Genomic DNA, 12492 nt, shown 5'->3' on the forward strand with positions numbered 1-12492 from the left:
GTCCTCCTAAAATTCCCGGCGACCGTTAAAGGCATGCGCCAAGGTGCCGCTGTCGATAAATTCCAGCTCGCCGCCCATCGGTACACCATGCGCGATGCGGGTGGCACGGATATTGAATTTGCCGGCGACTTCACCGATGAAATGGGCGGTGGCCTGACCTTCCACGGTGGAATTGGTCGCCAGAATGATTTCCTTGATTTGCCCTGCTGCCATACGTTGTTCGAGCAACTCAAAGCCAAGCTGATCGGGACCGATACCGTCTAACGGCGACAAGCGGCCGTGCAGTACAAAATATTTACCTTTGAAGGTGGTAGCCTGATCGATCACCCACACATCGGCAGGGCTTTCGACCACACACAGGGTTTCCGAGTCGCGCAACGGATTGGCACAGACTTCGCACAATTCTGTTTCGGTCAAGGTCCGGCATTCGCGGCAATGGCCGATTTCGTTGACGGCTTTCGCAAGCATTTTGCTTAACTGCATGCCGCCGTCGCGATTGCGCTGCAATAGATGAAAGGCCATGCGTTGCGCGGACTTCGGCCCGACGCCTGGCAAACAGCACAGGCTTTGGATCAACTCTTTCAGCAAACCCTGGTTTTGCATGTTTAGAAAGGCATTTGGAAACCGGGCGGAATCGGGATACCGGCGGTGACGTCGGCCATTTTTTCTTTTTTCATCTTGCCGACTTTATGCACGGCGTCGTTGATCGCCGCTGCCACCAAATCTTCCAGCATATCCTTGTCGTCGCCGACCAGAGACGGGTCGATGCTGACCTTACGCACTTCGCGCTTGCCGGTCATCACTATCGTCACCAGACCGCCGCCGGATTCGCCTTGCACTTCCATCGCCCCCAATTCTTCCTGGGCCTTTTTTAAGTTGTCCTGCATTTTTTGGGCTTGTTGCATGATGCCCGCTAGCGCATTTTTCATCATCGTCTCTCCAATATTTAATTCAGCGGTTCGATACTACCAGGCATGATTCTGGCGCCAAAGGTATCTTTCAAAGCCTGTACATTTTCGTCGGTGTTAATGCTATCGACCGCCGCTTGCTGACGATCTTCGCGAGCTTTTTGAATTTCCAATGCCGGCGTCATTTGCTGCTCTGCTTGCTTGCTTATGACCAGTTTTAAGGGTTTACCGTAATAATTTTGCAAGGCCGCACGCAGGTTGTCCTCAGCTTTAGTACCGACCTGTTGGAAGCTCGGATCGAGCAGCAAGCGGCAACTGCTATCGTCGATACCATCCAATACGCAGTTATTTGCCAGCTCACGGGTACGGCCGCTGATATTCAAGGCGGCGATAATCTCGGTCCAATTGCTGGGTTTGGTGGTTTGTACGGCGGGTGTTGGACGCGGCTCTTCGATAAGCCTTGTCTCCACCGCCGCTGGCATAACCGGCGCCGATACACCGGCAGCCGGCTTAACGACAGCCGGTTTGACGGGCTCAAGCGTTTGCGCTTCCGCGACTTGTGGCCGAAAAGTCAACATCCGCAGCATCACCATTTCAAACCCGCTACGCGGATCGGGCGCCAATGGCAGGTCGCGTTGGCCGAGCAAGCCGATCTGATAATAAAGTTGCACGTCTTCCGGCAACAAGGCCTTGGCCAAGCTCTCCAGCAGTTGCTTATCGAATTCGTGATCGACGAAATCCGGCATTTGCTGCAACAACGCAACCCGATGCAACACTCTGAGTATCTGTTGCAGAATATCGGCGAAATCCGGCGTCAGCTCCGCTACATCGGCAATTTTTGCCAGCAAGGCCCGCGCATCGTCAGCCGCTAAGGCCTGCAATATGTCGTCGATAGGCTGCTGGGCGACGGTGCCGAGCATGCCTATCACCGCTTCGGTCGTGACACTGCCGCTACCGTAAACGATGGCCTGATCCAACAGGCTCAAGCCGTCGCGCAGACTGCCGTCGGCGGCTCGACCAAGCATTTTTAGCGCGGCCCGTTCGAAAGCGATTTGCTCCTGGCCCAGGATAAACTGCATTTGCGTGTCGATTTGTTCCGGCAACAACCGTTTCAAATTAAATTGCAAACAACGCGATAATACGGTAACCGGGATTTTATGGGGATCGGTGGTAGCCAGCAGAAACTTGACGTGCGGCGGCGGCTCTTCCAGGGTCTTCAATAAAGCATTGAAGCTATGGCCGGACAACATATGCACTTCGTCGATTAGGTAAACTTTGTAGCGGCCTTGATTGGGCGCGTATTGGGCATTGTCGAGCAGATCGCGGGTATCTTCGACTTTGGTACGGGAAGCGGCATCGACTTCGATCAAGTCCATAAACCGGCCCTGTTCGAAATCCCGACACACCTGACATTCGCCGCAGGGATTGAAATCTTTCAGATTTTCGCAGTTGATGGCTTTGGCGAGTATCCGCGCCACCGTGGTTTTGCCAACGCCGCGCGTGCCGGTGAACAGATAGGCATGATGCAATCTATCATGTTGCAAGGCGTGCATTAGCGATTGGCTGACATGCTCCTGACCGACAAGCTGGGTGAAGTTGCTGGGACGCCATTTTCTGGCAAGAACCTGATAAGCCATTAGCAACGCGGAAAGGCAAGAGTTGGGCGGCTACTGCGCCAGCCACATCCCGGCACACGAGTCCGCTGCTACCGTTGCTTCCTTCCGGACCTGGCGGGGTTTACAGCGTATCGTTGCGAGAGGACCGACACAGTAACCATAAAACATCAGCAAGACGCTGAAGAGAGGCGCATTATCCTTAAAAGCCGATCGATAAGCAACTGTCTTGCCAAAAATAAGTCAATAACTCCGATAATGCGCCGCCCGACTACTGTATCGCCGGGATAGACAAACTGCTGGCGATGGCATGACCGAACGAAGCACCGAACTTGCCGGCCAAGCGGTCAATCAAACGCTCTTGAGGGGTAAAGTTTACCTTTTCTTCGGTGCCGAACTGATCGCGCGCCACGCTATCAACGCTGCCGAAATCATCCGCCAAGCCCAGCCTTACGCCTTCCGTGCCAGTCCAAATCAACCCGGAGAACATATCCGGCGCCTCAGTTTCCTTCAAACGTTTGCCGCGCCCTTCCCGAACCGCGCCAATGAACTGCTGATGCACTTGATCCAGTAAAGACTGCATATGCTTGCTTTCTTGCTGATTGACCGGCGAGAACGGATCGAGCATGGCTTTGTGCGCGCCGGCGGTCAACAATCGCCGCTCCACGCCCAGTTTGTCCAACACATTGGTAAAGCCAAAACCGTTCATGATTACGCCGATAGAGCCGATGATACTGGCCTGATTCACGAATATCTTGTCGGTGGCCGACGCAACATAATAACCGCCGGATGCGCACATATCGCCGACCACAGAATAAATCGGCAACTGCGGATGCTCGACTTTCAAGCGCCTGATCTCGTCGTAAATGTACGCCGACTGCACCGGGCTACCGCCGGGTGAATTGATATTGAGGATAATACCCTTGGTGTTTTTATCCTTGGCCGCATCGCGCAAGCCCTCAATCACCGTGTCGGCACTGGCGGCCTCGCCTTGGACAATCTGCCCCAATACATCGACGATAGCCACATGCTCGCCCGTACCGGAATCGATACCCTCCTTAAATTTCGGATATACCGCTATGCCCAACGCGACGGTTAGATAAGCAAACGTCAGCAGCTTAAAAAATATTCCCCAGCGCCGCGCAGCTTTCTGTTCGTCGATGGCGGCAAACGCCAATTTCTCCAGCACCGACTTTTCCCAACCGGGACTATTTTCAGCAATATCTTCGGGAAGATCTTGTTTATTCTCCACCATTTGTCTCCTATATGATTCCGATCAAGTCGGTGGGGTAGTTCAAACACAGCAAAGGATTGTACTTTTGCAAGGTTGTAGCGGGATGCGCGCCGCAAGTGACGCCGACTGAGGCGACTTGCGCATTTAGGGCCATTTGCAAATCATGCACCGAATCACCGACCATCAAGGTACGCTGCTTATCCACGCCCAGTTCCATAATGATTTCATCCAGCATCAGCGGATTGGGCTTGGAAGCGGTTTGGTCCGCGCAGCGCGTGGTACAAAACAGTTCCGCCACACCGGTAGCATTGATCGCTGCCTGCAAACCCTTGCTTTTCTTGCCGGTCGCGACTGCCAGGCGGTAACCTTGGCTACGAAACTGATTCAGCATGTCATGCACACCGGGAAACAAGTCTTCAGGACCGATCTGCTTGGTAAAAAATGTTTTCGCGTAATCGGCGGCTATCTTTTGCCGGTTTTCGCTATCTTCATCCGGAAACAGCTGCTTCATCGCATTTTCGATGCTCAAGCCGACGATGTCCCTGACTGCCTGCGCGGTCGGCACTGCGCACTCGCAACGCATCGCGGCTTGCTGGATGCAATGCACGATCCAGTCCACCGAATCCATTAAAGTACCGTCCCAATCGAAAATGATTAAATCAAAGCGGTTTTTCATGATTCAGTAATTCTTGTAAATCCTCGGGTAAGGGCGCCGTGAAGTGCAGCAAGACTCCGCTGACGGGATGAGCAAACTGCAATTGCTCGGCGTGCAAAAACAAGCGTTTGTAACCGCGCTTTTTAAAGGATTTATTCGTGCCGTCATCGCCGTAACGATCATCGGCCACAATCGGATGCCCCAACCAGGCGGCATGGACGCGAATCTGGTGGGTCCGGCCAGTCTTGGGCGCGGCATGCACCAAGGTCACATCCTGAAACTGTTTCAAGCGGGTGAACAAGGTCTCGGCGGATTTACCGGCCTGGCTAACCACCACCATCCGCTCGCCGCCCTGGGCGACATTCTTCAACAAAGGCACCTCGACGAGTTGTTTCTTACGCTGAAACTGCCCCACCAACAAAGCCAAATAGGTCTTCTGGATGCCATCGCCGCGAAAAAGTTCATGCAATACCTTTAATACCGAGCGCTTCTTGGCTATCAACAGGCAACCGGAGGTTTCCTTATCCAGCCTATGCACCAACTCCAGGAACTTCTGCTGCGGCCGAATCTGTCTTAGCCCCTCGATGACCCCGGACGTTACACCGCTGCCGCCATGCACAGCAAAGCCAGCCGGCTTGTTCAAAACGATAAAGCCGTCGTCTTCGTAGAGAATGTGGTTTTCCAGACTGAACTTCAAGGTGGGCTGGACGATGATTTCGTCTTTCTTTTCCGCGACTCTGACCGGGGGAATCCTTACGATGTCGCCTAACTGCAACTTGTAACTGACGTCGATACGGCCTTTATTCACCCGTACTTCGCCCTTTCTGACCATACGATAGATGCGGGTTTTAGGGACGCCTTTGAGATAAGTGATCAGAAAATTATCGAGCCTTTGTTCGCTGTTTGCCTCGGTAATTTCCAACCATTGTACTTGCGGATTGGTCTGATTTTCTGCGGTATTCATGCGGCAAATAATAACAACATATCCGCCAGCCATGTTTAAAATTGCTGCTGTGTATAAACATTGCTATATTAGGCTAGTTTATCTTTGGATAGACTTTAACTATAAAAATTTAAAGACCGGGTTTTAGCGCTGTAGCTTCGCGTTAAGCTTAAAGAATTTTTTCGGGTTTTATCGCTCAACCCATGATGAGCGTGCTGCATCCTTAGTATAGAGTTCGGTATAACAGATATCCCATTTTTCAAGCGCCACCCTCGGCAATTGCCGATAATCCACTGCGACAATAACTACAATCACTTGCAGTTTTCAGTCAGTCTGGCCGCTCACTTAAGTACATATTGGGAAACACGCCGCCTTTATCCGCGACAACCAAACCTGTTTAAGCTCTAGGTAGGATACATAACACAATAAGGATAATTTAATGAAAAGAATGCTTATCAACGCCACGCAGGCCGAAGAGCTGCGGGTGGCATTGGTAGATGGTCAGAAACTCTATGATTTCGACATCGAAGTTCCGTCAAAAGAACAAAAAAAATCCAATATTTATAAAGGTATCATCACCCGGGTAGAACCCAGCCTCGAAGCCGCCTTCGTTAATTATGGCGCCGAAAAACACGGTTTCCTGCCGTTCAAGGAAATCGCCCCCGAATACAGAACCGGCGATAACGAAGAAGGTAAATCATCCAAATCCAATATTCGCGAAGGTCAGGAAATCGTTGTTCAGATTGAAAAAGAAGAACGCGGCAACAAAGGCGCGGCGCTAACGACCTACATCAGTCTGGCCGGCACCTATCTGGTGTTGATGCCGAACAACCCCAAAGCTGGCGGTATTTCCCGCCGTATCGAAGGCGACAACCGCAGCGAATTGCGTGAAACCATGGCCGCGCTGGAAATACCGGACAGCATGGGCTTGATCATCCGCACCGCCGGCTCCGACAAAAACGTCGAAGAACTGCAATGGGATTTGAACTACCTGCTGCAACTGTGGGAAGCCATCGACCGCTCCAGTAGCGAACAAGTCGCGCCCTTCCTGATTTTCCAGGAAAGCAACGTGATCATCCGCGCCTTGCGCGATCACTTGCGCGGCGACATCGACGAGATCCTGATCGACCAGGAAGGCGCCTTTAAATTGGTGCACAACTTCCTGAAGCAGGTGATGCCGCATAATCTGCACAAGGCCAAACTGTATCAAGACAGCGTGCCGCTGTTCAGCCGCTACCAGATCGAAACCCAAATCGAAATGGCCTATCGCCGCGAAGTGTCACTGCCCTCCGGCGGTTCCATCGTCATCGATCACACCGAAGCCTTGACCTCGGTCGACATCAACTCGGCGCGTGCCACCAAAGGCAGCGACATCGAGGAAACTGCGCTGAACACCAATCTGGAAGCTGCCGACGAAATCGCCCGCCAACTACGTTTGCGCGACTTGGGTGGCTTGTTCGTGATCGATTTCATCGACATGATGTCGAATAAAAATCAACGCGAAGTAGAAAACCGTCTGCGTGATGCCTTGAAAATCGACCGCGCCCGCATCCAGACCGGCCGCATCTCGCGCTTCGGTTTGATGGAAATGTCCAGACAACGTCTGCGTCCATCGCTGGGCGACTCGACACAACTGACTTGCCCGCGCTGCAAGGGCCAAGGCACCATCCGTAACGTCGAATCCGTCACGCTGGCTGTATTGCGGTTGATCGAAGAAGAAGCGATGAAAAAAGGCACCGAGCGCGTCATCGCCCATCTGCCTATCGACTGCGCGACCTTCCTGCTCAACGAGAAACGGGCGGCGATTCAGGAAATCGAAACCAGACTGCAAGTCGGCATTATCGTGCTGCCCAGCAAGCATCTGGAAACCCCGGCCTACGATATCGAGCGCATCAAATCCGCAGGTGAAGGCAGCGAAGAAAAAGCCAGCCATTTGCATATCAAGGAAGAAGACATTTCGGTTCCGGAATTTGCGAAGCAGGCCGGCCCGAAAGCTGAAAAAGCCGCGATCAAAGAATTTTTACCGGACTCCCCAGCTCCGGTACAAAGCAAAAAAACCTCTGCCGGTTTGATTCAACGTTTCTGGCAGCGTCTGATCGGCAATAGCAAAGCCGGCGAAAACGGCGAAGCCGCTGAAAAAAGCAGCGAAGACAAACCCAGGTCCCCCAGAAACAATCGCCGGGACCGTGGTGATCGCGGCGATAGAGGGGAGAGAGGCGAACGGTCAGCGTCAGGCCGTAACAACAACCGCCGTAACAACAATCGTCGTCCGCCCAACAGCCCGGCAAACACCGAAGCGACGGGCAATGCACCAGCCGAGCCGAAGCAAGTCGTGGTGATTGACCAGGAAAATGCCGGCGACACCGCCGCAAGCGCTAAGAAAGAGAACGGCGGCCAAGAACGCAGCCGCCGCAGCCGCAGCCGTAGACGCGGCCCACGCAACGGCGGCGAGAGACGTCCCGAGCAAAGCGCCGGTGGCGAAGCTGGCGAGAATAGCCAAGCGGGAAATCAAGGCGGCGAACGTCCAGCCCCTGCCCCCAGCTATTCCGAAGGCGGCGAAGCTAACAACCAGCCGCGCTCTTATGACAGAGAGTTCGCCGAGCGCAGCAACAATCGCAACAGCGAAACAGCTCCAGAACCTATCAGCCGTAGCGCTAGCGAAGACTGATTAAAAAAGCCGGGCAACAGTTCTAGCTGTTGTCCGGCTTTCTCAAATCGCTGAAATCATCAGCGTTTAATCGATAAACCGTCTCTTCAAATCCGCATACTCATCTATCCGGCGATCACGCAGAAACGGCCAGATACGTCTGACGTCCTCGCTGCGCTGCGAATCGAGTTCGGCAAATAACAACACATCCTGATTGTCGTCGGCGCTGCTTAGAATCTCGCCTTGCGGGCCGGCGATAAAGCTGTTCCCCCAAAACTGAATGCCCGGCGCCTGATCCGGCGCGGCTTCGAAGCCGATGCGGTTACACGAAATCACCGGAATGCCGTTCGCCACCGCATGCGCACGCTGCACGGTAATCCAAGCATCGCACTGGCGTTGCTTCTCGGCAGCGTCGTCATCAGGGTTCCAGCCAATCGCGGTCGGGTAAATCAACAAATCCGCGCCAGCCAATGCCATTAAGCGCGCCGCTTCCGGATACCATTGGTCCCAGCAGATCAATACCCCCAACTTGCCTATCGAAGTTTGAATGGGCGTAAAGCCCAAGTCGCCTGGCGTGAAATAAAACTTCTCATAAAACCCCGGATCGTCGGGAATATGCATTTTCCGGAACGTACCGGCGATACTGCCGTCCTTATCAAACACCACGGCAGTGTTGTGATACAAACCCGGCGCACGCTTCTCGAAAATGGTCGAAACGATCACCACCTGGTTGGCTTTGGCTACTTCGGCTAGGGTTTCGCAAGTCGGGCCGGGAATCGGCTGCGCCAAATCGAAACAGGCCGTGTCTTCACTTTGGCAGAAATAATGATCCAGATGCAGTTCCGGCAAGACCACCAGATCGGCGTTCTGCCGGGCGGCTGTTTCGATTTGACTGATTGAGTAAGCCAGATTGGTTTCCCGGCCGCGATTGCAAGGCTGCTGCACGGCGCAGGCGATAATCGTTTTTTTCATGAGCTGATCGGTTTGAAGACTATATAAGGGTGCAATACGCCAGCGCATTGCACCGGAAAAATCAGGCGAATACTTAGAAATTCAACTTAACAATCGCCGGCACCTGCATGCTCGCGCAATGCAAACTGCCATACTGATGCACTAACGGCCGGCAGGGTGTGGCGATGATTTCATGATTAGGGAAGCAGGTTTTCAGCCGTTCCAGCGCAACCGCATCCATCGCGTCTTCATAAGCCGGCACCAATACCGCGCCGTTGATAATCAGGAAATTCGAGTAATTGGCAGGCAATTGCTGGCCTTGTTCGTCGAATATCGGCTTCGGCAAGGGCAACGCCACCAAGCGATAGGCTTCGCCGTTTGCAGTTTTAAAGGTCTTTAACTGCGCTTCCATATTTCTCAGACTTTGGAAATGCGGATCTTCGCTGTCGTCGCAACTGGTATAGGCAATGGTGTTGGCATCGCAAAACCGCGCCAGCGTATCGATGTGCGCATCGGTATCGTCGCCGGCCAGATTGCTTTGCTCGACCCATAAAATCCGTTTCGCACCCAAATAGTTTTGCAACTGGCCGGCAATCGCCGCTTCCGATAAATCCGGATTGCGGTTGGGGTTGAGCAGACAATTCTTAGTCGTCATCACCGTACCTTGCCCGTCAGACTCTACGCTGCCGCCTTCCAGCACCAGGTCCAGCGTCGCGGTAGGATGGCCTTTAAAAATCGGATGCGCAAACAGCGCCAGATTCAACGCATCGTCGGCCGCATGCGGATATTTCTTGCCCCAGCCGTTGAAACGAAAATTCAGTAACTGCACGCTGGCTTTGGGATGCTGCCACTCCATCGTCAAAAACACCGTATCCCGCAGCCAGATATCGTTGTAATCGGCCTGCACCATATGAATTTTTTCGTTGTGGCCCAGTTGCGTCTGAATATGCTGCTGGTGCTCGCCGTCCTTGCAAATAATCACCAGGGGCTGAAACCGGCTGATCGTGGTGGCGACAAAATGATAGGTGTCTTCGACTGCGGACAGATTAGTAAAGTCGCCGCTGTGGTGCGGCCAAGCGATGATAACGGCTGATTGTGTTTCCCATTCTGCTGGAAAGCGAATCATGAAGTACTCCCTGGATAATGTGGCTTTGAGAAATAATGCCTTATTGTATCAATGCTGACCGCTTAGGCCTATTCCACGGAATTTTAATGTCATTGCGGTGCATGCTTGGACATGGAAGCAAGGATTCAGGAAGATTGGCGCTAACACCAAGAAACAGGCGAAGTGCCATTCAGTGAGGGAGAGATAACCGGAGTTGGATGATGAGCCCGCCGGCGGGGGATGCCACAGCCTAAACTGTAGTCTCCAACCCGCCAGCCTACCGCCGATGCCGTTGACGAGGTCAGACTCGAGGTCTGTAGTCAGTCAGAAATCCCGAAATTTACCGTGAGGCCGCACTAACCAAGACATCTGCCATCATTTCAGCCAATTATGAACAAAAAACGAAACCACGATTGCTCGAGGGATTCGACGCCACTATGCACCAATTTGAATCTTTCCGTACCCGCTCTTTACGTGGTAATTGCCCCTAACGTTCAATCCTCAGACAGGACACGCGTTGCCGCTCATTTGTTCCACTCGTCATCGACCGCTTGCGCAGTGTTAACACCGCAGTAGCGCTCTGCGTTTCATTCTGGCCTTACGGCCGATTTTTTCAAGCGGGAATATTGATTTTGCGAGGATTATTGGCGCAATTTCAACAATTAAGGCATCAAGCTGGACGTTGAAAGTAACGTCGTATCCCTTAGACTTGATACCAATTAGAAACAAATTAGGCACGCTTACTAATAACCTTGGGACGCTATAAAGCGCTTAGCGCTAATTGATAATCAGGCCTGGAAGGCGCGATGGCCTTGCTGCGACCGGTTGCGGTCTGCCGTTCGATCTGCTTCAATGACAAAAGCTTAAAGGACAGGAAAATCGTATGCCAATCAAGACATTGTCCGATAGAACCGGGTAGCAATGAGTAACGCGGGTAAAGGGGAATGTTGGCGCTGTGCTTACAAACTACAGCAAACCGATTATGCGTACGAGTCCAAATGCGCCGGCTGCCGCACAGCCACGCGCGTCTGTCGCAATTGTAGATTCTTTAGTAATAGCGCCCCGAACAAATGCAGTGAACCAAAGGCCAAATTGATTACCACCAAGCAACGGGCTAACAGATGCGAATATTTCGAGGCTTTGTGATTGCTATTCCAGCCTAAACCAAGCCATTCATCGCAACTAAAAACCGCCACCTGCCCCGCCCTGATCTAAACGATCCCACCTATTCCGATACGATTGCACCAGTAATGGATGATGGCATTTGAATTGACGAATTGTCACAACCGAACCGTTGCAGTCTATCGATCAAAATGATCCAATGACAGCAATAGGATGTTCGTCAGTCATAACCACCCATCGCCGATGATATACAGAAGAAAAGAGAAAAGTATATGCCTATCAATAAATTAGCAAGAGAAATTTTATTCTCAGGTAGATATGCTAACAGCTTAATAAATCACTAGACCACCAGCTCCATGCGCATTCTCATACGACACCGATCAAGCGTTCGGAAATTTATGGTATTGGAAACTAGTGACCGAGACGGTTCACTAAGCCTGACTATACGAAGGGAAGGCGTTAGCAAATCACGAACATCATGGAGCACAAAGCCGGATGAGCGGGAGCCGAAGACAACCGAGTTTGATAAGCCGAGTCCCAAGAACAAAAGGATCACAATTCACCAGTCTGGCCGTGTGAACTACCACCAGAATGGCAACTCGATCTTCATCGCCCCGCTCACTCAAACTACCCAACTTTTCCCCATTTACAGCTACCGTGTTCCCGCGCTCGGTAAGCTAGATGTGCATGATGGAGACATCGCTGAAGAAGACGCTATATTCGATCTATCCGATTTGCCTGAGGAGCCAATCTCCTTTTCCGTGCTCCTTGGTCCAGGGGATTTCACTCCACAGGGACGAGCGATCAAGCTTGGTTATGAGGCCGAAGGCTACTCGGTTACGGTACAAGTCGATCCCGTCCCATTTACCGTACCGGCGGACCTAAACGAGCACTTCACTACGTTAACCCCAGAGAGGGGCCTGTTTCCCCAGCAGCAGATGGCAGAGGATCAAGCAATAATCTCCTACCACCAGGCCCTGACAGGCTCGTCTGACGCAATCCTGTACGCACCAAATTGTGAGGGAACAATCCGGATGGTCTTTACTGTGCCGATGAGAATTGCTCCCCGGTTCAAGATCGAACTCGTCGACCCCGAATTTCATGTCTCTGATCAAGACATACAGAGGGATGGAAGATCTGAGAAGGTGATGCTCAAGTTCAAGGTCAGAAATCGGAAGACTAGGCAAATAATTCGACAAGCGGTCGCGATCAAGGTGATCGAGCTGGATGCAGAACTGTGAAGTCCACACTGCTGTTTATCGGCAAGTGGCCCTATTGGCCGATCAAGTGGACGCTTACCTTGAGGGTTAACGA

General features: G+C 52.4%; 10 protein-coding genes and 1 other RNA gene. 2 read left to right on the plus strand and 9 right to left on the minus strand.

What is annotated here, in order from left to right:
* Nucleotides 1–6 precede the first annotated feature (6 nt).
* From recR to rluC, 7 genes are all read right to left on the minus strand, one after another.
* Entirely contained in the window at nt 7–603 is a 597-nt protein-coding gene (gene recR, locus A1332_RS15910; protein ID WP_064009431.1) for a recombination mediator RecR, read from the minus strand.
* 2 nt (nt 604–605) lie between these two features.
* A complete protein-coding gene (locus tag A1332_RS15915; protein WP_026147014.1) occupies nt 606–929 on the minus strand; it encodes a YbaB/EbfC family nucleoid-associated protein in 324 nt (107 codons plus the stop codon).
* Between the two features lie 17 nt (nt 930–946).
* Nucleotides 947–2545, minus strand: coding sequence for a DNA polymerase III subunit gamma/tau (dnaX, locus tag A1332_RS15920; protein ID WP_064009432.1), 1599 nt, complete (start codon nt 2543–2545; stop codon nt 947–949).
* Nucleotides 2546–2578: 33 nt separating this feature from the next.
* An RNA gene (gene ffs, locus A1332_RS15925) (signal recognition particle sRNA small type) lies at nt 2579–2675 on the minus strand.
* Between the two features lie 117 nt (nt 2676–2792).
* A complete protein-coding gene (gene sppA, locus A1332_RS15930; protein ID WP_064009433.1) occupies nt 2793–3776 on the minus strand; it encodes a signal peptide peptidase SppA in 984 nt (327 codons plus the stop codon).
* A gap of 7 nt (nt 3777–3783) precedes the next feature.
* Nucleotides 3784–4431 carry an HAD-IIIA family hydrolase gene (locus A1332_RS15935; RefSeq protein ID WP_064009434.1) on the minus strand — a complete coding sequence of 216 codons (648 nt, stop codon included), beginning with the start codon at nt 4429–4431 and terminating at the stop codon, nt 3784–3786.
* Nucleotides 4415–5374, minus strand: coding sequence for a 23S rRNA pseudouridine(955/2504/2580) synthase RluC (rluC, locus tag A1332_RS15940; protein ID WP_064009435.1), 960 nt, complete (start codon nt 5372–5374; stop codon nt 4415–4417). The genes A1332_RS15935 and rluC overlap by 17 nt, the downstream gene beginning before the upstream one ends.
* A gap of 418 nt (nt 5375–5792) precedes the next feature.
* On the opposite strand from rluC, the gene A1332_RS15945 reads away from it, so the two are divergent.
* Complete coding sequence (locus A1332_RS15945) at nt 5793–8021, plus strand: Rne/Rng family ribonuclease (RefSeq protein WP_064009436.1); 2229 nt, start codon at nt 5793–5795, stop codon at nt 8019–8021.
* Between the two features lie 66 nt (nt 8022–8087).
* Here the strand turns inward: A1332_RS15945 and A1332_RS15950 are convergent, their stop codons facing one another.
* Nucleotides 8088–8972 carry a carbon-nitrogen hydrolase gene (locus A1332_RS15950; protein ID WP_064009508.1) on the minus strand — a complete coding sequence of 295 codons (885 nt, stop codon included), beginning with the start codon at nt 8970–8972 and terminating at the stop codon, nt 8088–8090.
* Between the two features lie 73 nt (nt 8973–9045).
* Nucleotides 9046–10077 carry an agmatine deiminase family protein gene (locus tag A1332_RS15955; RefSeq protein ID WP_064009437.1) on the minus strand — a complete coding sequence of 344 codons (1032 nt, stop codon included), beginning with the start codon at nt 10075–10077 and terminating at the stop codon, nt 9046–9048.
* A 1499-nt stretch (nt 10078–11576) separates the two neighbouring features.
* On the opposite strand from A1332_RS15955, the gene A1332_RS15965 reads away from it, so the two are divergent.
* Complete coding sequence (locus tag A1332_RS15965) at nt 11577–12419, plus strand: hypothetical protein (protein WP_197491481.1); 843 nt, start codon at nt 11577–11579, stop codon at nt 12417–12419.
* Nucleotides 12420–12492 lie beyond the last annotated feature (73 nt).

This window comes from Methylomonas methanica (assembly GCF_001644035.1).
Taxonomy (GTDB): Bacteria; Pseudomonadota; Gammaproteobacteria; order Methylococcales; family Methylomonadaceae; genus Methylomonas; species Methylomonas methanica_A.